This window comes from Tessaracoccus luoxuelianae, from assembly GCF_055326245.1.
The window spans coordinates 1-21,385 of the sequence record NZ_JBUZNO010000018.1 but is presented as its reverse complement, the minus strand read 5'-3'; the positions used below and the strand labels follow the sequence as shown (position 1 = coordinate 21,385).

The 21,385-nt window shown below is 68.8% G+C and carries 16 protein-coding genes; 10 read left to right on the top strand and 6 right to left on the bottom strand.

Features of this window, described 5'->3' with window-relative positions; genetic code table 11:
- The first annotated feature begins 466 nt into the window (after window positions 1–466).
- Both ACZK39_RS16360 and ACZK39_RS16355 read left to right on the top strand, forming a co-directional pair.
- The gene (locus tag ACZK39_RS16360; RefSeq protein WP_459055969.1) at window positions 467–1,294 is read left to right on the top strand and encodes an SLC5/6 family protein; all 828 of its coding nucleotides are present in this window, start codon (window positions 467–469) and stop codon (window positions 1,292–1,294) included.
- Window positions 1,295–1,681: 387 nt separating this feature from the next.
- A complete protein-coding gene (locus ACZK39_RS16355) occupies window positions 1,682–2,158 on the top strand; it encodes a DUF4143 domain-containing protein (protein ID WP_459055968.1) in 477 nt (158 codons plus the stop codon).
- A gap of 83 nt (window positions 2,159–2,241) precedes the next feature.
- On the opposite strand, the gene ACZK39_RS16350 is transcribed toward ACZK39_RS16355, so the two are convergent.
- Window positions 2,242–3,825: an SDR family NAD(P)-dependent oxidoreductase gene (locus ACZK39_RS16350; protein WP_459055967.1), complete on the bottom strand. Its 1,584-nt coding sequence runs from the start codon at window positions 3,823–3,825 to the stop codon at window positions 2,242–2,244.
- A gap of 252 nt (window positions 3,826–4,077) precedes the next feature.
- Between ACZK39_RS16350 and ACZK39_RS16345 the strand changes: the two genes are divergently transcribed.
- Window positions 4,078–4,323 (top strand): hypothetical protein, encoded by a 246-nt coding sequence (locus ACZK39_RS16345; protein ID WP_459055966.1) that lies wholly within the window; start codon window positions 4,078–4,080, stop codon window positions 4,321–4,323.
- A gap of 31 nt (window positions 4,324–4,354) precedes the next feature.
- Here the strand turns inward: ACZK39_RS16345 and ACZK39_RS16340 are convergent, their stop codons facing one another.
- The gene (locus ACZK39_RS16340; protein WP_459055965.1) at window positions 4,355–5,758 is read right to left on the bottom strand and encodes a dihydrolipoyl dehydrogenase family protein; all 1,404 of its coding nucleotides are present in this window, start codon (window positions 5,756–5,758) and stop codon (window positions 4,355–4,357) included.
- A gap of 1,051 nt (window positions 5,759–6,809) precedes the next feature.
- Between ACZK39_RS16340 and ACZK39_RS16335 the strand changes: the two genes are divergently transcribed.
- From ACZK39_RS16335 to ACZK39_RS16320, 4 genes are all read left to right on the top strand, one after another.
- Window positions 6,810–8,081 (top strand): ATP-binding protein, encoded by a 1,272-nt coding sequence (locus tag ACZK39_RS16335; RefSeq protein WP_459055964.1) that lies wholly within the window; start codon window positions 6,810–6,812, stop codon window positions 8,079–8,081.
- Between the two features lie 383 nt (window positions 8,082–8,464).
- Window positions 8,465–9,642, top strand: a protein-coding gene (locus tag ACZK39_RS16330; protein ID WP_463613935.1) for an IS3 family transposase whose coding sequence is annotated in 2 segments (ribosomal slippage) — window positions 8,465–8,723 and window positions 8,723–9,642 — 1,179 coding nt in all. Because the reading frame shifts where the segments join, the coding sequence is not laid out codon by codon here.
- A 206-nt stretch (window positions 9,643–9,848) separates the two neighbouring features.
- Window positions 9,849–11,534: an NAD(P)/FAD-dependent oxidoreductase gene (locus ACZK39_RS16325; protein WP_463613936.1), complete on the top strand. Its 1,686-nt coding sequence runs from the start codon at window positions 9,849–9,851 to the stop codon at window positions 11,532–11,534.
- Window positions 11,534–12,937 carry a sensor histidine kinase gene (locus ACZK39_RS16320; RefSeq protein WP_459055961.1) on the top strand — a complete coding sequence of 468 codons (1,404 nt, stop codon included), beginning with the start codon at window positions 11,534–11,536 and terminating at the stop codon, window positions 12,935–12,937. The genes ACZK39_RS16325 and ACZK39_RS16320 overlap by 1 nt, the downstream gene beginning before the upstream one ends.
- Window positions 12,938–12,964: 27 nt before the next feature.
- On the opposite strand, the gene ACZK39_RS16315 is transcribed toward ACZK39_RS16320, so the two are convergent.
- Entirely contained in the window at window positions 12,965–13,747 is a 783-nt protein-coding gene (locus ACZK39_RS16315) for a hypothetical protein (protein WP_459055960.1), read from the bottom strand.
- 190 nt (window positions 13,748–13,937) lie between these two features.
- On the opposite strand from ACZK39_RS16315, the gene ACZK39_RS16310 reads away from it, so the two are divergent.
- Together ACZK39_RS16310 and ACZK39_RS16305 are read left to right on the top strand one after the other, a co-directional pair.
- Window positions 13,938–15,902 carry a sensor histidine kinase gene (locus ACZK39_RS16310; protein WP_324537107.1) on the top strand — a complete coding sequence of 655 codons (1,965 nt, stop codon included), beginning with the start codon at window positions 13,938–13,940 and terminating at the stop codon, window positions 15,900–15,902.
- Complete coding sequence (locus tag ACZK39_RS16305; RefSeq protein WP_324537105.1) at window positions 15,890–16,543, top strand: response regulator; 654 nt, start codon at window positions 15,890–15,892, stop codon at window positions 16,541–16,543. The genes ACZK39_RS16310 and ACZK39_RS16305 overlap by 13 nt, the downstream gene beginning before the upstream one ends.
- A gap of 1,215 nt (window positions 16,544–17,758) precedes the next feature.
- Here the strand turns inward: ACZK39_RS16305 and ACZK39_RS16300 are convergent.
- Window positions 17,759–18,256, bottom strand: a complete 498-nt coding sequence (locus tag ACZK39_RS16300; RefSeq protein ID WP_459055959.1) for a hypothetical protein — start codon at window positions 18,254–18,256, stop codon at window positions 17,759–17,761.
- 430 nt (window positions 18,257–18,686) lie between these two features.
- Between ACZK39_RS16300 and ACZK39_RS16295 the strand changes: the two genes are divergently transcribed.
- Window positions 18,687–19,973, top strand: a complete 1,287-nt coding sequence (locus tag ACZK39_RS16295) for an ATP-binding protein (protein WP_463613934.1) — start codon at window positions 18,687–18,689, stop codon at window positions 19,971–19,973.
- A 300-nt stretch (window positions 19,974–20,273) separates the two neighbouring features.
- On the opposite strand, the gene ACZK39_RS16290 is transcribed toward ACZK39_RS16295, so the two are convergent.
- Entirely contained in the window at window positions 20,274–20,675 is a 402-nt protein-coding gene (locus ACZK39_RS16290; protein WP_463613933.1) for a hypothetical protein, read from the bottom strand.
- Window positions 20,675–21,217, bottom strand: coding sequence for a nucleotidyltransferase domain-containing protein (locus ACZK39_RS16285; protein ID WP_459055956.1), 543 nt, complete (start codon window positions 21,215–21,217; stop codon window positions 20,675–20,677). Before ACZK39_RS16285 ends, ACZK39_RS16290 begins: the two co-directional genes overlap by 1 nt.
- Between the last annotated feature and the right edge of the window lie 168 nt (window positions 21,218–21,385).

Below are 21,385 nucleotides of genomic sequence, written 5' to 3'. Positions count from 1 at the left end.
CCCCCCGCCGCCCTTCACGACGAGCACATGACCCGCCGCGACCCCCTCGCCTGGAAGAAGTTCGATACCGGCTGGATGATCAGCCTGTTCGGCACCGCCATCGGCGCCGGGATCCTGTTCCTTCCCATCAACGCGGGCGCGGGAGGCCTCTGGCCCCTCCTCATCGTGACGGTGCTCATCGGCCCGATGACCTACCTGGCACACCGCGCGCTGTCGCGCATGGTGTGCGCCTCACGCCGGCCGGGCGACGACATCACCGTGGTGGTGCGTGACTTCTTCGGCGACAGGGCCGGCAAGGTCGTGACCCTGTTCTACTTCGCAGCCATCTACCCCATCGTCCTCATCTACGGCATCGTCCTCATCTACGGCATCGGCATCACGAACACCGTCGACAGCGTGATCGTCAACCAGATGGGCCTGGCAGTCCCCTCCCCGCTGGCTACTATCGGGGATTCTGATCGGACTCATGATGCTCGTCATGGTGGCTGGTCAGCGCATCATGCTCATGGTCACGGAGTGGCTCGTGTACCCGCTCATCCTCATGCTCACGGGCATCACGCTCTACCTGATCCCGAGTTGGCAGCTCGACGCCTCCATGCTCCAACTGCCCGCCATGGCCGACCTGACGATGTCGGTATGGATGGTGATCCCGGTCCTCGTGTTCGCGTTCAATCACTCGCCGGCCATCTCCCAGTTCTCCCTCGCCATGAAGGAGCGCTACGGGATTCACGCGTCGGATAAGGCCTCCGTGATCCTCAAGCGCACCACCATCCTGCTGGTCCTGTTCGCGATGGGCTTCGTCTGGTCCAGCGCGCTCAGCCTCGGCCCCTCCGGCCTCGCCGAGGCGCGGGCGGCCAACCTTCCCATCCTCGCCTACGTCGCCAACGTGCACGGCAACCCCTTCATCACCTACCTCGGACCGGCCGTGGCCATCGCCGCGATCTGCTCGTCCTTCTTCGGCCACTACCTCGGCGCGGCCGAGGGCGCGGCGGGGATCGTGAGGGGCTTCGTCGACCATGACGGCTCGAAGATCAGCGACCGGACCCTGAAGCTCACGATCGCGGCGTTCATCTTCCTCACCACGTGGGCCGCGGCGGTCCTGAACCCGAGCATCCTCTCGATGATCGAGTCGCTGTCCGGTCCCGTGATCGCGATCGTGCTCTTCCTCATGCCGATGTACGCGATCAGCAGGGTGCCGGCGCTGGCCAGGTACCGTGGCCGCCTCACGAACGTCTTCGTCGTGGTGACGGGGGTCATCGCGGTGGGCGGCATCCTGCTCAGCCTGTTCCGCTGACCGGTCGCGCTCCTTGGCGCACCGTCGACCAGTGGTGTCAGGAGCGAGGGGTTTCCGGGTCGCGGCAGTCACACGCGTTGGGCTACCTCATTGGTAGATCTGGTGTCGTAGCCGGCATCAGATCTAGGAGGCCGCTTCCTGCTGGCCGGTTCGGCCGAGGTGGCACCCGGGGTGCGGGTGCACTCGGGGGCGGGCCGGATCGTCGGCCTGACAATGCGGCCGCTGACGCTCAGTGAGCGGGGCCAGCCCGGCAGACCGCCGACATCTACCGCCAGCACCTCCAACGGATCTTCCTGTTCGACCCCATCGAGGCATGGACGCCCGCGTTCGCGCCACTGGAGCGACTCACGCACGCCCCCAAGCACCATCTGGTCCCCCGCCCGGGCTGTGCGCCTCGTCGGCGTCGGCAAGGCCGGGCTGCTCCGCGGCCAGGGCAGCCGCGTCCATGCCGCGACCGGCACCTGGCTAGGGGCACTGGTCGAGTCGCTGGCCGCCCAATCGGTCCGCGTCTACGCCGAAGCAACCGACGCCCGCGCCGGGCACCTGCGCACCAAGAACACCGACCACGAGATCGACCTGATCGTCGAGGCGGCAGACCGCTCCACGGTCGCGATCGAGGTCAAACTCACCGACACCATCAGACCCGCCGACGTCGAGCACCTCACTGGCTGGCCGAACAACTCGCCTACCGCCGCCCCGACGGCATCGCCATCGTTCCCCTCGCACTCCTCGGGCCATGAACGACGGCACACCGCTGGCCATGACCTCAAGCAGATGCTGACATGTGGGTGGTCGTCCGAGGGACCGGCGCCAATGTGGTGGCCTGAACACGCCCGGGCGGCACTGGAGGCCCGCGAACGATGACGGCCAGGGAGGGCCGCCCTGGCATGCCCGCGGCGGGAACAGAATGCCGAAACCGATCTGGCGGAGTCCTTGTCGAGCGTGGCCTACCAACCTGAGGGCGCGTAGTCCTTCAGGAAGACGCCGAACAGGTCGTCGCCGGCCTGCCCGCGGACGATCGGGTCGTAGACCCGAGCGGCTCCGTCGACCAGATCCAAGGGCGCATGGAAGCCCTCCTCGGCGAGCCGAACTTTCGTGGGGTGCGGGCGCTCGTCGGTGATCCAGCCGGTGTCGACGCTGGTCATCAGGATGCCGTCGGACTCGAACAGCTCCCGCGCGCTCGTCCGGGTCAGCATGTTGACCGCCGCCTTCGCCATGTTGGTGTGCGGATGGCCGGGACCCTTGTAGCCGCGCGCGAAGACCCCCTCCATCGCTGACACGTTGACCACGTACGCCCGGGCCGGACCACTCGCCACGCTTCTCGCCGCCTCGGCCAGGCGCGGCCGCAGGCGGCTGATGAGGATGAACGGCGCCGTCTCGTTGCAGAGCTGCACCTCGAGCATCTCGAGCGCGTCCACCTCGCCGACGCCCTGGACCCAGCTGTTCGAGTCGTGAAGGTCGGGAACGAGCCCTCCCGCGTCGATCGCTGAGCCGTCGGCCAGACGCGCCAGCGACGACGAGCCCGGAGCCAGAGCCATGTCTGTCAGGCGCTGGGCGTGGCGGGCCGCGGCCTCGGCATCCGCGTGAGTGGCGGCAGAGCCGGTGACCGCGGCGTCCGCCGCCGCGAGCAGCGGGTGCGCCTTGACCGACTCGGCCAGCGCCAGAGGATGCAGGTCTCGTGTGTGCCCGAACGTCAGGAGTTCTGGGCCTTGTCCTTCGGGCCACAGTCCGTCCGGGACCGGGATCGACTCGGCGTCGACGAGGGGCGCGTAGGAACCGGCCGAGCGTCGTACGGTCTGTGCCGCGTTGTTGATCAGGATGTCCAGCGGGCCCCGAGCGGCCACCGCGTCGGCCAATGCGATGACCTGGGACGGATCACGCAGGTCGATGCCGACCACATGCAGTCGATGCAGCCAGTCGGCGGCGTCAGGCATCGCCGCGAAGCGTCGCACCGCGTCACGCGGGAATCGGGTGGTGATCGTGGTGTGGGCGCCATCGCGCAGCAACCGGAGCGCGATGTGCATGCCGATCTTGGCCCGACCGCCGGTCAGCAGCGCCCGCTTGCCGACCAGATCCGTCCGCGCCCCACGCTTGATATGACTCATGGCCGCACACGCGGGGCAGAGCTGATGGTAGAACGCGTCCACCAGCGTGTACCGCTGCTTGCAGATGTAGCAGGGCCGGGCCTTCATGAGCGTCCCGGCCGTCGGCGCCTCGACGCCTGACGTGAGCGCCAGTCCCCGCGTCTCGTCATCGATGCGGTCGGGTGCCCCAGTGGCTGTCCCGGCGACGATCGCCTTGTCGTTGTCCTGGATCGCCGCTCGCCTGACGCCTCGGCGGTGGTGCTTGACCGCCTTGAACATCCTGCTGGTCGCCTGCCGGACGGCCACGAAATCGGGGTGGGCCTCATCGAGCTCGTGGATGATGCGCAAGACCCGCAATGTCGCGGCCAGGTCGTCTGCGTCGACTCCGCTGCCGACCGCAGCCGAGGAGGGTGCTGAAATTGGCTCAGGCGCTGATGGAATCGACACGGCGCCCAGCCTACTCAGGGCTCGTCCGCGGGCTCTTCCACGGCCCCGCATCGGCGTGGTAAGCCGGGGACGCAGAGCTGTCGACAGGGGACAGCATCAGCCCGATACCCCCATCCAGGCATAGGGACCCTTCACCGACGAGCGCGCCTGGGTCATCGACCTGCCCCGAGGCCGACGGTGTCAGGATCGAAGCGGAGTCAGGCAATCGGTGCATGCTGGAGGGTGACCGGCTGCCTGCCGCGCGGGATGGCGATGTCGAAAGTGACCGTGTTGCAGTGGCGCACCCGCTACTCCGAGCTGGGCATGACGGGTCTGGATGATCTGGCGCGTAGCGGCCGGCCCCGCCGGATCGACCACCTCAAGATCGTGGCCGCATCGTTGAAGGAGACGTTCAAGTTCTCCACCGACCCCGACCTGGTGGCCAAGGTCACCGACGTCGTCGGGGTGATCGACGGTGCGCGAACCGGACCAAGTCCGAGAGGGCCTCATCCACCATGACAGGTTCCGCGCCGGCGAATGGATGCAGGGTTCACTCGAAGGGTTCGGACTTCGTTTTGTCAGCGAGCAGACTACGGGCCGCCATTCCGATCACCGCACTGTAGGTGGGGTAGGCGAACTTCACGCCGGCGAGAGTCGCCACGTCGATTCCTGCCGCCATCGCCGTTGTCACCGACTGGATGACCTCCACCGCGTTCTCGCCCACGGCGTGCGCGCCGAGGATGAGCTCGCGCCTCCTATCGGAAATGAGCTTCAGGAATCCGCGCTCACGGTCGTCGATCACCGCCCGATCGAGTGCCGTATAGGGGAAGACCCACACGACGCACTCGGCGTCGCGCTCGCGCGCCTGCTCTTCGGTGAAGCCGACGCCGGCATAGTCGGGATCGGTGAATCCGCCAGCCGGCAACAGGTGACGCGGGGTGCGGCGGTTGGTGTCGAGCACGGCGTTCTCCGCGGCGACCTCCCCCTCAAACTGCGCGGCCTGCACGAGCATGTCGCGCCCGTTCGCATCACCGACCGCGAAGATGTGCGGCACCACGCTGCGGAAGTACCCGTCGACCGGTATTGCGGACTTCACCACCTCTATCCCCGCCGCATCGAGCCCCAGGTCATCGACATCCGCCGGCCATCCCGTCGCCATGATCACGGCGTCGAAGCCGCTCGACTCCGGCCGTCCGTCCTCGCTCCAGAGCAGGGTGATGGAGCCATCCGCGGCGCGCACGAGTCCGGCAATCGTGTCGATTCCGGTGCGCACAGTCATGCCCTGCTCGACGAACGCGCGTGAAACATGCTCGGCGATGAGGGCATCGGATGCCATCAGGATGCGCGGCGCGACGTCAAGGAGGGTGACCTGCGAGCCGAACGAGCTGAAAATCGTGGCGAGTTGAGCACCGGTATTTCCGGCGCCGATGATGGCTACCCGGCCGGGGAGCTCCTGCAGCGTGAGCACCTCGTCGGGCACGGTCGCGAGCTCTGCCCCAGGCACCGGGAGCCGGCGAGAGTGACCGCCCACACCGACGATGAAGGCGTCGGCGGTGAGGCGTCGGCCCGACGCGACCACCACGGTGTGAGCATCCGTGAACCTCGCCCTGCCCTCGAGCACGAGCTCGATTCCGGCGTCGTTGAACCGCTCCGCCTCACGCTTGACGGAGCGCACCCGGTCCACCCGCTCCTGAACGCGCGCGACGGTGGTCGACCAGTCAAGCGGATGCTGCTCGACTTCGATCCCGTACGCCTCGGCGGTGCGGATCTCCCGCATCATCCGCGCCGCCTTCGCGAGAACGCGGGTCGGAACGCAGCCCGTGTTCACGCAGGTTCCGCCGGTGCGGTCGCCCTCGATGACGGCCACTTTCGCACCCAGCTCGGCCGCCCGGAGCGCGGCCGCTGTGCCGGCCGGGCCCGCCCCAATCACGACGATGTCGAAATGGTCGGTCATCGCGCCTCCCAGCGCTCGGGCTGCCGCTTAGGTGCCTGCGGCGTGCTTTGCCCAAGGTTAATCGGCGCAACCAAGTGATCGGTCGCCGGCCGCATTCTCGCCTGCCAATCCCGCGGCAAGCGGTCCTCGCCGTCCGGCATCACCACCGTGGGGAACCCGTGGGGAATGAGCCCCCCAACCAGGCAAGGAGCCTGTCCTTGGCGGCAAGCGGGACCGTGTCCCCGGGTGTCACCCGTCGCCAAAGGCGAACCAGCACCCAGAGACAGTGAATCGGCGAGAGGTTTCACCTCTCGCCGATTCCCAGTATTTGCCCTAGTCAGAGGCACTTTCTGTGCGCGAGAGAGGAGTTGAAGCCCTCTTCTGTCAGCCGATAATGACCCCCTGACAAGGACTTATGCGGATTGATTGCCACTTCGTCACCTTGCCGGGGGAATGCGTGGGGAATAGCACCGGACCCAAAGCCGCGTGATCTCGCGGCGATGGCTGCCTTCAGCATAGGCCGACGGCCGCCCAGCGTCGCGGCCCACAACGCACACGGCGTTCACCGCAACACTGACAGCGGGGCGGCTCGGACCAGGCAGGCTTAGCGAGAGTGCCTCCCAGGCGTCCACGAGCCCTCGGGCAACCACGCATGTGACAGCGACGGCCTCCATGTCATCCCTCCCACAGTCTCGACGATCTCTGCATACGACTTGCCCGCGTCGCCGCAGGACCCCGTGGACGTCGGGCCCTTGGAGCCACAATCCCGTCCCGGTGACGGGGCGGTGGCGCTCGGGGTTCATGGCCTCCTCCTTGCGGCGGGTAGCGAACGCGACATACCCCCCCAACGGGCTCCTGCTCCTCCTCGCGGACAGGGGGCTGCGAAGCCACCAGGAGACTGCCGCTTCAGGTCGTCCCCGTCCGCCGAACTCAGCATCGGAGGGCCGGGTCGCCGGACGGGGCGTCGCGACCACCCTTTGACGACAGGACGATCCCCTGGGGTGTCCAGATGTTAGTTATCCAAGCGTCGAGTTGTTAGATAGAAGGTTGCCCACCTGTTAGAGTCAGCGGCGTGGATTATCGACGCAGGATCGTGGACAAGAGCCTCGACGACCTCTTCCCTCACCTGGCCGCCATCGCCCTCGAGGGAGCCAAGGGCGTGGGCAAGACCGCGACCGCCACCCAGCGGGTCACCACGGTGTTGTCGCTCAACAACCCCAACGAGCGAACAGCCGTGACCAGCCATCTGGACCTTGTCACCGAAGTCCCCGGCCCGCTACTCCTCGACGAGTGGCAACTCGAACCCGACGTGTGGGACCGGGTCCGGCGTGCGGTCGACGACGACCCCACCGGAGGCCGCTTCCTGCTCGCCGGTTCCGCCGCGGTGGCACCCGGGGTGCGGGTGCACTCCGGGGCCGGCCGCATCGTCAGCCTGACGATGCGGCCACTGACGTTCAGCGAGCGCGGTGTGGCCGAACCATGCGTGTCCCTGCGCGACATGCTCACCGGGAGCCGGCCTACGATCACCGGGACCTCACCAGTGGACCTGCCCGGCTACACCGACGAGATCCTCCGGTCCGGGTTCCCCGGGATCCGCGACCTGCCCGAACGCGCCCGACAGGTCCAACTCGACAGCTACCTCACCCGCATCGTCGACCGGGAGCTGCCCGACAGCGGCGTGAACGTCCGGCGTCCCGCAGCCCTGCGGGCGTGGCTGACGGCCTACGCCGCCGCGACAGCCACCGACGCCACCTACGCCACCATCCTGGCGGCCGCCACCCCAGGCGAGGGCGACAAACCCGCCAGGCAAACCGCAGACATCTACCGCCAACACCTCCAACGGATCTTCCTGCTCGACCCCATCGAGGCATGGACGCCCGCGTTCGCGCCCCTGAAGCGACTCACCCACTCCCCCAAACACCACCTGGTCGACCCCGCCCTGGCCGCCCGCCTCATTGGCGTCGGCAAGGCCGGCCTGCTCCGCGGACAGGGCAACCGCGTCCACGCCGCCACCGGCACCTGGCTCGGGGCACTGTTCGAGTCCCTGGCCGCCCAATCAGTGCGCGTCTACGCCGAAGCAACCGACGCCCGCATCGGGCACCTGCGCACCAAGAACACAAACCACGAAATCGACCTCATCATCGAGGCGCCAGACCGCTCCACGGTCGCGATCGAAGTCAAACTCACCGACACCATCAGACCCGCCGACGTCGAACACCTCAACTGGCTCGGTCAACAACTCGGCGACCGCCTCGTCGACCGGATGATCATCAACACCGGCCAACACGCCTACCGCCGCCCCGACGGCATCGCCATCGTCCCCCTCGCACTCCTCGGGCCCTGACCCACCAAACACCCCCATCGGGAAGGGACATCTTGAAGCCAGCGGCGGTACTGTTCGTTGAAGAACGAATACTGGTACGGCACCTCGCCCGTCGAGCGGCACTTCGCCACGTACTCGTTCCACAACACCAGCAATGTCACCGACGGCCGACCCAGCTCCCGGTGCACATACTCGAAATCTGGTGGAGCCCGCCCAGAGTCCGGCCTCACCGGCTCCGGCAGCAACAGGTGGCGGACCTCGTCAGCCCCGAGGTCCGCAACCTGCCCGAACACGACACCAGCCGAGTCGGCCGCCGTGAACGCCCCCGCCACCGTGTTACGTGAACACCTGGGGTGTGACACTTCTCGTGGACAGTCGTTACCAGGAAGGAACGACGAGACGAGATGTCATCGAATCGCAGGAAGTACACCCCGGAGTTCAAGGCTGACGCGGTCCAGCTCGTGGTGGTCGCTCAGCGGCCGATCGCGCAGGTCGCGCGGGAGTTGGAAATCAATGAGAGCTCGCTGGGCTACTGGGTCAAGATCTACCGGGAACAGCACCCCGACCCGGTGAAGGCCCCGCCCCCGGTGGAGGCGGCCCGCCTCGCCGCGTTGGAGGCCGAGGTGCGCCGGCTGTCGGAGGAGAACGCGTTCCTGAAAAAAGCCGCGGCCTTCTTCGCCAGGACGCAACCGTGACCGACAAGTTCACGCTGATCCACGCGGAGAAGGCCACCCACACCGTCGAGTTGATGACCCGACTGCTGCACGTGTCGCGGGCCGGTTACTACTCGTGGGTGAAGCGAGGCGATACCCCGGGCCCGGCGGCGACCCGACGGGCGGAGGTAACCGCTGCGGTGATCGACAGCCACACAGCCTCCAACGGCATCAACGGGCACCGCCGGGTACGCGCTGACCTGACCGCCGACGGCGTGCCCGCCTCGGAGGGGATGGTGCGCTCGATCATGCGCCAGGCCGGGATCGCCGGCATCCAGCCGCGGACGAAGAAACGCACCACGATCCCCGCCGACGACGCCGAACAGCGCCCTGACCTGGTCAAACGCGACTTCACCTCCGACACGCCAGGGACCAAGCTGGTCGGTGACATCACCTACCTGCGCACTGGCGAGGGGTGGCTGTTCCTGGCCACCGTGATCGATCTCCACTCCCGGATGGTGGTCGGCTGGGCAATGGCCGAGCACATGCGCACCGAACTGATCAGCGCCGCTCTGCGGATGGCCCACACCCACGGACACCTCGCCCCTGGAGCGATCTTCCACTCGGACCGCGGATCTCAGTACACCTCAGCCGACTACGCCGCCCTCGCCGCCCAACTCGGGGTGCGGTTGTCGGTGGGGCGGACCGGATCGTGCCACGACAACGCGGTGGCCGAATCGTGGTTCTCGATGCTGAAGAACGAGATGTACTACCGGCACAGGTTCGCGACCCGAGCCCAAGCCAGGCTCCACGTCATGCAATACATCGAGGTGTTCTACAACCGACGCCGCCGCCACTCCACCCTCGACTACCAAACCCCAGCCGCGGTCCACGCCGCCCACCGCCCTCAGACCGCAGCCGCGGCCTGACCAACAAAACACCTGTCCACGAAACTTGACACAGCCCAACCCCAACGCGTCAGCGATCCCGCGCTGGCTCACCCCCTCAGCACGAAGCTGAAGAATCCTCTTGTAGTCGACCATTGAAGGCGACCCCTCTCGTCACGACCGTGCCCCAACGGCACGGACCCGACGAACCTCCCACACGCGAAACCGCGGCCGACCGCGGCGTCACCATGGCCCAGCCGTCAACGGAACACTGGCTCACCCCACAACGGAACACCGGCTCTCACCCAGCGCAATATGCAGTCGTCCACAGCGAGCGAGATTCGCGTAGACGAGCACCGAGCTCGCCGACAGCACGGGCCGACTCCGGGGACGAGGCCCTGGCGACGATGGCCGAGCTCGCCCTGCGCGACCGGCCCGTCGCCCTGCTCGTCTCCGACCAGCGCATGCCCGGTATGACCGGCATCGAGCTCATGGCCGCGGTGCGCGAGACCTCGCCGGACACCAAGCTCCTGCTCCTCACCGCATACGCGGACACCGACGTCGCCATCCGGGCCATCAACGACATCGGCCTGGACTACTACATGTTCAAGCCCTGGGAACCTCCCGAGCAGTCCCTCTATCCCGTCGTCGACGACCTGCTCGCGGCGTGGCGGCAGACCCACCGCGACGGCGAGGGCACGGTGCGCGTCGTGGGGCACCTGTGGTCTGACCGCAGCTACGACGTCAAGATGTTCCTCGCCCGCAACCACATCCCCTACGTCTGGCTCGACCTCGAGCGGGACAACGAGGCCAGGCGCCTGCTCGACCTCGCCGGCGCGGACGTCGCCGACCTCCCACTCGTCCTCCTCCCCGAGGGTGGGCCGCTGCGCTCCCCCACCAGCGTCGAGCTCGCCGAGGCGCTCGGCCTGCGGACCCGCGCGGAGCAGCCGCTCTACGACCTCTGCATCGTCGGCGGCGGACCGGCCGGACTCGCCGCCGCCGTCTACGCCGCCTCCGAGGGGCTGCGCACCGTCGTCGTCGAACGGGACGCCCCCGGCGGTCAGGCCGGGCAGAGCGCGGCGATCGAGAACTACCTCGGCTTCCCCAAGGGCGTCTCCGGGTCCGACCTCACCCATCGGGCCGTCGCCCAGGCGGCGCGCTTCGGCGCCGAGACCGTCCTGGCCCAGGAGGTCGTGGGCCTGGAGCAGCGCGGCCCCGTCCACGCGGTGCGACTCGCCGATGGCGGGGAGGTGGAGAGCCGGGCCGTGCTCGTCGCGACGGGTGTGTCCTACCGGCGACTGGCGGCCGAGGGCGCCGAGCGGCTCGGGTCGCGCGGCGTCTACTACGGCGCCTCCGCCGCCGAGGCGGCGCAGACGGCCGGGCAGACCGTGCACGTCGTCGGGGCGGCGAACTCGGCCGGCCAGGCCGTGCTCAACTTCGCCAAGGTCGCCTCCCGCGTCGTCATGCTCGTACGCGGCGACAGCCTAGAGGCGTCGATGTCGCAGTACCTCATCGCCCGGATCGAGTCGGCGGACAACGTCGAGGTCCGCTACCGGACCGAGGTAGTCGCGGCGCACGGCGAGGACCATCTCGAGAGAGTCACGCTGGCCGACCGGACCACCGGGGATGAGCACGACGAGGTGACGAACTGGCTCTTCGTCTTCATCGGCGCCCTCCCCCGCACCGACTGGCTCGACGACACCGTCGTCCGCGGCGACAAGGGGTTCCTCGTCACCGGCCCGGAGGACCTCCAGCAGGCCGACCCGCCCGACCGGTGGGCGCTGACCCGAGCGCCCTTCGCGCTCGAGACGAGCGTCCCAGGCGTCTTCGCCGCCGGCGACGTCCGGCTGGACTCGATGAAACGCGTGGCGTCGGCCGTCGGCGAGGGTGCGATGTCGGTCTACCTCGTCCACCGCTACCTGGCGAGCGTCTGATGGACATCCGCGAGCTGCGGGCCCTGCCCCTCTTCGACGGCCTCGACGACGCCCAGCTGGAGGAGCTGCTGGCGGCTGCCACGGAGAAGATGGTGGAGCGCGGAGATGTGCTCTTCGAGGAGCAGCGGCCGGCGGACAACTGGTGGGTCCTGCTCGAGGGGAGCATCGCGCTCGTCCGGCAGGTGGGCACCGAGCAGTCGGTGTTCGGCCACATGACGAGCCCGGGGCAGTGGGCCGGCGGGTTCGCAGCTTGGGACGAGTTCGGCGTCTACTTCGCCACCGGCCGTGCCGAGTCCCCCGGACGGGTGCTGCGCGTGGAGTCCGCGCAGCTGCGCCGGCTGGCCGAGCAGTGGTTCCCGTTCGGGCTGCACTTCATCCACGGACTCGTCAACACCGTCCGCCGGATCGAGTCGACCGCTCGCCAGCGCGAAGCCCTCGTCGCCCTCGGCACCCTCTCCGCCGGTCTCGCGCACGAGCTCAACAACCCGGCGTCTGCGGCGACGCGCGCGGCGGACACCCTCCAGAGCACCTCCACCGCCCTGCTCGTCGCGCTGTCCCACCTCGCCGCGACCGGCATCTCCCCGGAGCAGTTCACCGTCCTCAACGACCTCCGGCTGCGCGTCAGCGACAGCGGTGACGAGCCGGCGCCCACGGCCATCGCCCTGGCCGACCGCGAGGACGAGCTCTCCGAGTGGCTGGTGGACCACGAGGTGGACCGGGACTGGGAGATCGCGCCGGCGCTGGCGGCCGCCGGGGCGGATGTCGAGTGGTGCGAGGAGGTCGCCCGGGGCCTTCCCTGTGCCGCCCTCGGCCCCGCGATGGAGTGGGTGGGCGCCTCCCTCGCCAACGCGGCACTGCTGCGCGAGGTCAAGGAGGCGACCCGGCGCATCTCCACCCTCGTCGCCGCCGTCCGGTCCTACTCCCAGATGGACCGCGCCTCCCTGCAGACCACCGACCTCGTCGAGGGTCTCGACAGCACCCTGGTGATGCTGGCGCACAAGCTGGGCGACCGCATACAGGTCCAGAAGCGGTATGCACCCGGCCTGCCTCCGATCGAGGCCATGGCCGGTGAGCTCAACCAGGTGTGGACCAACCTGGTGGACAACGCCATCGACGCCATGGAGGGCCCCGGAACCCTGGGGGTGTCGGCTCGCCTCGACGGCGGGGACTGGGTCGTCGTCGAGATCAGCGACACCGGCCACGGGATGCCGACGGAGGTCAGCGCGCACGCCTTCGAGCCGTTCTTCACGACCAAGGAGGTGGGGAAGGGGACCGGGCTGGGGCTGGACATCTCGCGCCGGATCGTCGTCGGACGCCACTCCGGCGAGATCACCATCGAGTCCGGACCCGAGGGCACCCTGGTGCGGGTACGTCTGCCCACCCGCCACGCCGGCGAGACCTGAGCCGCCGGGGCGGGCGAGGGGCCTGCTTCATGGCGTCGCGTCCTCGCGCGGCAACGGCGGGGCGTCCCACTCGTCGTCGCTCATCCGCAGCACGGCGAGCGCGACGATCGCGAAGCCCAGCGTCGTCGCACCCCAGCCGCCGATGACGTCGAGTGCCCGGCTGGGGACGACGACGGCGGAGATGACGTGCACCGGCTGGGCCACGATGATGAGGGCGCCGACCCACCAGTGCACGAGCCCGGATCGGATGACAGCGATCCCGAGCAGGACGAGCCCGAGCAGGTGCCCGAAGACGAAGGCGAGGATGCCGACGAGACCGGTGGGGTGGTCCATGACGAGAGTCGTCACATCGACGGTGCTCGCCTCGTCGTAGCCGGCCCGCAGCATCGCCTCGGCGACGACGTCGCTGGCGCCGACCATGGCCCCGAGCGCGTATGCGGTGAAGAGCACCCCTGAGCCGAGCGTCGCCAGCACGGGCACCCGCCGGCGCAGGGCGAAGCCGAGCGCGAGCGCGCCGAGCAGCATGAACGGGTACCCGAACAGGGCGAGCCAGTTGAGCGCGGCGATCCCGCCGAGGTCGTCGGCGATCGCGGCGACCCCGGCCTCCGGCGACTCATCGGTCCAGTACGGCATCACCCACCGCATGAAGGTCACCGCAAGCGGCCCGAGCGGGATGACGACCGCGGCGAGGATGCGCCAGGTCCGGCGCATATCCCGCCGCGTCGACACGGGCACCGCGGCCGGCGCATCGGGTGACACAGCGGCCGCCCTGGACGAGGGAGAGGGAGCGGGAGCGAGGGTCTCGGACATGTCGGTCTCCTATGACTGTGAACGCGTCGATCCGGCGTCGAGCGGATCTCGAGCCGAGTCCCAGCCTGTCGATACGTGACTGCGAAAGCCTCGTGGCGCATACCGAATTAGTCGCCCGGGCGACCACCGACGCCGGTCTGCGTGCCCGCACGGATGACACGGCCGCCGCCGCGGCCCTAGCGTGTGCTCTGTGCCCTGGCCCAAACGCGTGACGGTGGCCCTGTGGGCCGCCACAGCGGTGCTGCTCGTCCTCTCGATCTGGGCGACGATGGACCTCGGGGGCCGGGCCGACGCCGCGATCACCGCGCTGTCGTGGGTCGTCGTCGCGGCGCCCCTGACGGCCGGCTACCTCGCGATCCGCCACGACCCGGGCAACTGGGTCGGCACCTGGCTCACCTCCGCCGGCACGGGGATCGCCCTCATCAACGCGCACGGCACCTGGCAGGACGCCCTCGCCGCCGAGCCGAGCGCGCTGCCCGCGAGCCCGCTCCTCTGGGTCCTCACCCAGGGCGTGTGGATGGCGTGGTTCGTGCCGTATGCGATGGTCGTCGTCCTCTTCCCCGACGGCCGGCCCTGGGGTCGGCTCGGGCGGGCGAGCGCAGTCGCGCTGCTCGTGATCCCGGTGCTCTTCAACCTGCTCACCGCGGTCATCCCCGGCCCGCTCATGCCGCCGCTCGATGACTGGCCCCGGCCGCTCGGCACCCACGCCGTCGGCTACGTCTCGCTCGGACTGCTGCCGATCTTCCTCGCCGTCCTCATCGGGGCGGGGGTCTCACTCTGGCGACGGCACGCCGCGGCCTCCGACCCTCGGGCCCGCGCCCAGCTGCGGTGGATGCTGCTCGCCGCGGGGCTGCTGCCCGTGACGCTCGTGCTGTGCTGGGTCGGCTATCTCGTCACCGGCGGGCCCGAGCCGGTCGTCGTCGGTCTCGTCGCGTTCAACGTCGCGATGCCGGCGGCGACGTTCGTCGCGATCCTGCGCCACGACCTCTATGACGTCGACCGGGCGATCGTGCTCGCCGGGGTGTACTCGATCCTCACCGTCGGCGTCCTCGTCGGGTATGCGACGGTGTCCGCCGTCCTCGGCCGCACCCTCGGCGCGGACTCGGTCACCGCCGCCGTCGTCGCGACCGTCGCGGTGATGCTCGCCCTCCTGCCGGCCCGCTCGTTCCTGCTCCGGGTTCTCGGGCGGCGGCTGCACCCGCGCCGGGCCGCGGGCCTGGACGCCGTCGCAGCGCTGGCCGAGCGGGTGGGCGCCGGGCGCGACGAGCCGGAGCGGCTCGAGGAGGTGCTGCGCGAGGCGCTCCGGGACGACGGCCTGCGGGTGGGCTACCGGCGGCCCGGTGCCACCGCATACCTCGACGTCGCGGGCCGCCCGGTCGAGGAGGCGGGCGGTCAGCCGATCCGTTCTGGTGGACACGATGTCGGGGTCGTCGTGCCCGGGCCGCGGTGTGCGGTCGTGCCGAGTGAGATCCTCACGGCCAGTGGGCTGCTCGCCGATCAGGTACGGCTGCGGCAGGAGCTCGCCGAGGCGCTCGTCGAGGTCGAGGCGACCCGGGAGCGACTGCTGGAGGCGGGGTACGAGGAGCGGCGGCGGCTCGAGACCGACCTGCACGACGGTGCCCAGCAGCGGCTCGTCTCGCTCGGCATGCGTCTGCGGGTGGCCCAGCGGCATGCCGCCTCGGGGGCGCCGGTCGACCTCGACGCCCTCGTCGACAGCGCCGTCACCGAGATCGCGGACGCGGTGGGCGAACTGCGCGCGATCGCCCACGGCCTGCGGCCGAGCTCTCTCGACGATGGGCTGCCGGCGGCGCTGGACAACCTCACCCGCTCCAGTGCACTGCCCGTCGAGGTGTCGTACTCGGCCAACGGCATCCCCGACCACGTCAGCCTCACTGCGTACTACGTCGCCAGCGAGGGCGTCGCGAACGCCGTCAAGCACGCCGGCGCGTCCCGGATCGCGATCGACGTGCGACACGAGGACGAGGAGCTGCGGGTCGTGGTGCGCGACGACGGGGCCGGCGGGGCGCGGCTCGTGCCAGGGTCGGGCCTGGCCCGGCTGCGGGACCGCGTGCACGCCCACGGCGGGTCGCTCGCGGTGAGCAGCCCACTCGCACAGGGCACGGCGATCGAGGCGGTCATCCCGTGCGGATCGTGATCGGCGAGGACTCCGCCCTGTTCCGCGAGGGGTTGTCGGCGCTGCTGGGCGAGCTCGGGCACGAGGTGGTCGCCACGGCCGCCGACGCGCCGGGCGCGCTAGCCGCCATCCTCGAGCACCGGCCCGACGTCGCGGTGCTCGACGTTCGGATGCCCCCGAACCACGCGCACGACGGGGCCGAGGTCGCGGCCGAGGTGCGCCGGCGCACCCCCGAGGTGGGGGTACTCCTGCTGTCCCAGCACGTCGAGACCCGGCTCTCGGTCGAGCTCGTCGCGACCGGCCGGTTCGGATACCTGCTCAAGGACCGGGTGCTCGACGTCGACGAGTTCGTGGACGCGCTGACCCGGGTCGCCGCCGGCGGGTCGGCGCTCGACCCCGAGGTCGTCGCGCGGCTGCTCGCGGGGGGCCGCGACTCCCTTTCCGCGCTGACGCCGCGCGAGCTCGAGGTGCTCGCGCTCATGGCCGAGGGCCTGGCCAACCCGGGCATCGCGGCTCGGCTCGTCCTCGCCGAGCGCACCGTGGAGTCCCACGTCGGCAGCATCCTCGCCAAGCTCGGTCTCAGCGAGGGCGGCCCTTCGGAGCACCGCCGAGTGCGAGCCGTCCTCGCCTATCTCGAGGTGCGGCACGGCGGTCCGAGCTGAAGGGTGCCGGAGCGGGCGGGTCCAGGGTGGTCAGCACGAGGGGCCGGGCCCGCAACGCGGACCCGGCCCCTCGTGCCAGTGCTACGAGCAGAGCGTCAGCGCTTGCCCTTGCCCTTGCCCTTGCCCTTGCCCTTGCCGGTGACTGCCAGACGGAAGTCGTAGTAGGCGTCGAGGACGGTGAGGTCCCCGGTCGGCATGTTGGAGATCACCGTGGTGAGGTCCTCCTTGTTGCCATTGGCGCACTTCGTGTCGAAGCCGCCGTGTGTGGTTCCCCCGAAATCGTGGAGGGTTCCTTATCCCGGATCCACCGATGGGGTTGAGGTTGTAGCGGGTTGCGTGCGGGTCGGAGCATGAGAAGTCCCTTGTGGTGCAGGAGAATCGAAGTTCTTGAGGCTTCCGTTCGACCTGACCACAAGGGACATCTCGTAGGTGCAACTCTCTCATACACCGGCAGCGGCATCAGCGGTCTTCGATGACCCGAACCTGATCGGGTCGGCCGGGCTGATCCCAGTCCTGCGGCTGGCCGAAACGGCGGGCCTGGGAGGGTTGGCCGATGCGCGGCTGCACCGAGGCTGAGACCCAATCCGGCCGCACCAACACATCCGCGGGCGGCGTGTCCTCCGGGTCATCCGCCCGAGCCGGCGACGCGACACCCAACCCAGTGATCAACGCCACCGACACCGCCAAACACAACCCGCGCACCAACGAGCCAGCCGCCGCGACACTCCCCCAACCCCGACGCGGCAATGCGCCGACCACACCGCACCCCCAGCGAGAACGACAAGCCGTAGTATCACAGGCGCCCTGGATCACCTGCGGCCCACACGCCCCAGAGTCTGGCCGAAAGTCAGTCCCTCCGTGAGCCATGTCAACCCGATCACGACAGCGGCAACACGGCCAGACACCCGGCCACCCCGGCACCGGTCAGCGGACACACAAACCCCAGAGACGGCACGCCGGCGAGCCTCCACAGCCCCAGGAGACCACGCCATTCCCCATGGGGAACCCGTGGGGAACCAGCCCCCCCCAACACCGCACGAGACCCCCCCGACAGCCACCCGGACCACCCCACCCAGCATGAGCCCCTTGCCACAGGCGGATCCAGCCCCAAGAAACAGAGAATCGGCGAGAGGTTTTCACCTCTCGCCGATTCCCGGTATTTGCCCTAGTCAGAGGCACTTTTGTGTGCGAGAGAGGAGTTGAAGCTCTCTTCTGTCAGCCGATGACGGCCTCCTGACAAGGTATTTTGATGGGCTTCAGCCATGTCGTCTCCTTGCCGTGGGGAATGCGTGGGGAATGGCTCAGCACGCGAGACCCGCGCGGATCTCGCGTCCATGATTGTCCCTCAGCATAGGCGGCCGGCATCCACGGGCCACCGCTGAGAGGTTGGTTGACCGCAGGGCCGACAGCCAGTCGATGAAAGGGGCCGCGAGCGTGGGAGCCGCCGCGGCGTCGCCGCCTGCGGCTATCGACACCGAGGCCGAGGCCGAGATCCAGCCACCGAGTGAGGAAGCGTACCGGCGCAGGTTCTCGGGCTCCATCGGCAACGGCCGCTGCGTTCGGCTCACCCCCGTGCTTGACCAGTCCGAACTGATCGGAGGTGTCGACCGCCCCCAGCAGCCGGACGGCGCGGAAGGCGCCAGTCTCCTTCACATGCTCGGGCAAGAGCGACAGCAAGCGCAGAACGCTGGAGTGGCACTCCTCGCACTGCATCGCGGACTCCTGTCATCGGCCCAGACAAACCAGTCACCCCGCATAACGAGTGCCGACCGTAGCCGGTGGACAGCTTCCGACACCACGGGGCCCCCCACCCCGCCTCATGCCACCTGACACCACAGGGGCTGGGGAGCACGACGTGACCCTTGGTGGTGTGTTGTCTGCCTTCGCTGTCCTCGCCGAAGGACAGGACGACCGCAGATGCGACGTGGGGACGCCGCCGTAGGAACGAGTCAATTCACCGACATGCCGATGGGCGTGTGCTCACTCAGTTGCCCAGAGTCGGACGCCGACGGCGATGGTCGGAACCCCGCCCACATGCCGATGGTCGGTCCTTCAAGATTGCACACCGCGCGCGCTCATGTTTGCTTGGTTCCTGTGTTCGCGTTTGCGTACTACGTGGCGTCATGTCTGCTAGGTTGGGCTCATGGTCCTCGACTCGCTCGTCCCACGGAGGGTGGGTGAAGTCCTGACGGGGCTGGTTGCCGTGGAACCGGTGATCGCCCTGCACGGCCCGCGCTCGGTGGGTAAGTCCACGGTGTTGCACAGGTTCGCTGCCGATGTGGGGAGATCGGTTCTCGACCTGGACGACGTCGAGGTGCGCGAAGCGGTCGTGGGGAACCTGGCCTCGGTCGTCGGTGGTGCGGCACCAGTGTGTGTCGACGAGTACCAGCGGGTGCCCGACATCCTGGATGCGCTCAAAGCGAGGCTGAATCGAGAGGGCAGCCTACCCGGAACCGCCGTGATCACTGGATCGACCCGGCAGGACGCCCTGCCCGCCACGGCGCAGGCTCTCACGGGACGGTTGCACTCCCTGACCATCTGGCCGCTGTCCCAAGGTGAGATCGCCGGGGTGAGCGAGAACCTCATCGAGGTGTTGCCTGCCGACCCTGAGGGTGTCGTCGGCCGGATCCCCTCCTCAACGACCACGCGCCAGGAATACGTGGAGCGTGTCTGCGCCGGGGGCCTGCCCTTGGCCCTGCGACGTTCCGGCGCGGCCCGAGCCCGATGGTTCGATGACTTCGTGCGAGCATCGGTCGAGCGGGACGCCCTGGAGTTGAGCCGAATCCGTGAACGACAGGCAATGACCGACCTGCTGGGTCTGACTGCGGCACAAACCGGGCAACTGCTCAACGTCTCTGCTGCTGCTGAGAGGCTCGGCGTCAGTCGAGCCACCGTAGAGGGTCACCTGCGGCTGCTCGAGGACCTCTTCCTCGTGGTACGGCTACCGGCGTGGGGCAAGACCCTGCGCTCACGGGTCAGCGTCAAACCCAAGGTCCACGTCGTCGACTCCGGACTGGCCGCCCGGCTGCTGCGACTCACGCCTGACAAGCTCACACGACTCGACCCGGCATCACTCACCGACTTCGGGCACCTGCTTGAGACCTTCGTCGTCGGGGAGATCCGCAAGCAGGCTTCCTGGCTCGACGAGCCCGTCACCCTAGGCCACTGGCGGACAAGCGACGGTGCCGAAGTCGACGTGGTCATCGAGTACGACGACGGCACAGTCGTTGCGTTCGAGGTCAAAGCCAGCGAACGGGCGCCGGGCGGCGACTTTCGCGGTCTGGCTCAACTCCGCGACGCCCTCGGACCGCGGTTCGCCGCCGGGATCATCCTCACCACCGGAACCCGCTCCTACACCTACGCCAACCGACTCCACGTCATGCCCATCGACCGGCTGTGGACTCCGGTGGCACCCGGAGCCCCGCACTGACCCCGCCACAAGGCTCCGACGCGAGTTGGTTCTCTACCCAAGATCAGCCGCGGAAATGGGCAACGGATTCATGGCCCAGTCGCCCCGAGAATGGCCTCCTGACAAGGTCTTTTGATGGGCCTGAGCCATGTCGTCACCTCGTCGTGGGGAATTGTGTAGAGGCGCCACAGCGCGCGTTGCTGTCAACGGCAATCCCAAGATTGGCGCAGAACGGCAGCATCCTCGGCGCCATGGAACGGGACAGGCGAACACGTAGCAACCGTGCAGCCGGCACGGGAGCTCGGCATCTGGGGGTCGCCATCACCCGTTGAGTCGGACGACGCGGACGGCGATCTCGACCAGGCTCCGAGCGCGACGGACGAGCGCCTCAGCCTTCACAGCAGACATGAGGCTGACGCCGTACTCAACGTCAGCCTTGTTCGACACCAGTTCGCGGAGTCCCTTCTCGGCACCGGCCGCGTCCGGTCGCTGCCCCAGTGCCCAACGAAGCTCCTTCGCGGCGAGCGCGTGATCCTTGCCCTTCACCGTCGAACCGGTGAGTTGAGTGACGATGGCATCCTTGGCGCAGATGCCCGCATGGATGGCATCCCCCGCAGCAACGGTGTACCGCTCCGCATTCAGATTGGCCTCCGCGGAGGCCAGGTACTCCTCGGTTTTCCTCAGGAAGCTTCGTGCGTGATTGCGGTGTTCGAGCGTCGCCATCACGCCACACCAACCGTCGCCTGCGGGAGCGACCCGAGCAGAACCACCCCGTCAGCGACGATCTGAGCGACGACCGGCTCCTCGCCGCTGCCGGCGAGCCGACCGAACTCCTCCGGTGTGAACACCAGCACATCACAGTCGTTGCCCAGCCGAGCGCGGACCACGTCTTCCAGTTCCGTCCGACCCTCCCAGCCCGAGGGCGCAACGACGGCCAAGTCGACATCACTCTCGGCCGATGCCTCCCCCCGCGCCACCGACCCGAACAGGACCACCGCATCGACACTCGACCCGACCACAGCCCGAACCGCCTCCCGCAGCGCAGCAATCGGATCGAGCAGGACCCGCAAAGGCTGGATGGCGTAATGGTCCTCATTGATCGTGTGAACCATCGCCCGGCCCACAGCGCGGCCCTCCACCACACCGAGATCGGCGAGGGAGGCCAGCGCCTGCTGAACCGACCACAGGCTGCACTGATCGCGGACCAGGCCATGCACCTGCCGCCCGGTCAGCGGAACACCCGTACGCAGCAGCACGGCCAGCACCGCCCCGCTCGCACCCGGGATCAAGCCCCCGAACGCAGCCTCAAATCGCATATGACCAGTCTACCTGTCACATGACTGTACTCCCAGTCACTTGGGGTGATCACATGGCTAGGCCAGTGAGACCCAAGCGACCGGCTCGTCAAGCCGAAGACCCGCCCCCCCCCCCCC